The following is a 504-nucleotide window of genomic DNA, read 5'->3' on the forward strand; positions in this document are numbered from 1 at the left end:
GTGGGTGATGGGCTTTCTCGTCACCTTCGTCTTCGGCGGGCTGACCGGTGTCATGCTCGCCTCGCCGCCGATCGACCTCCACGTGTCCGACTCGTACTTCGTGGTGGCCCACTTCCACTACGTCGTCTTCGGCACGGTCGTCTTCGCGATGTTCGCCGGCTTCCACTTCTGGTGGCCCAAGTTCACCGGCAAGATGCTCGACGAGCGTCTCGGCAAGATCACCTTCTGGACGCTGTTCACCGGCTTCCACGGCACCTTCCTGGTCCAGCACTGGCTGGGAGCGGAGGGTATGCAGCGGCGGATCCCGGACTACCTCGCGGCCGAGGGGCTCACCACGCTCAACACGGTGTCCTCGGTCTTCTCGTTCCTGCTCGGCTCCTCCTTGCTGCCGTTCCTCTACAACGTCTGGAAGACGGCCCGGTACGGCAAGCCGGTCGAGACCGACGACCCGTGGGGCTTCGGCCGTTCGCTGGAGTGGGCGACCTCCTGCCCGCCGCCCCGGCA

1 protein-coding gene is annotated in these 504 nt (G+C 65.9%); it reads left to right on the top strand.

Going from position 1 to position 504, the window contains the following annotated elements; genetic code table 11:
* The coding region (locus LG395_RS40950) for a cbb3-type cytochrome c oxidase subunit I (protein ID WP_225814678.1) at positions 1-504 on the top strand (504 nt) is incomplete at both ends.

It is taken from the genome of Streptomyces spinosus, assembly GCF_020400655.1.
Taxonomy (GTDB): Bacteria; Actinomycetota; Actinomycetes; order Streptomycetales; family Streptomycetaceae; genus Streptomyces; species Streptomyces argyrophylli.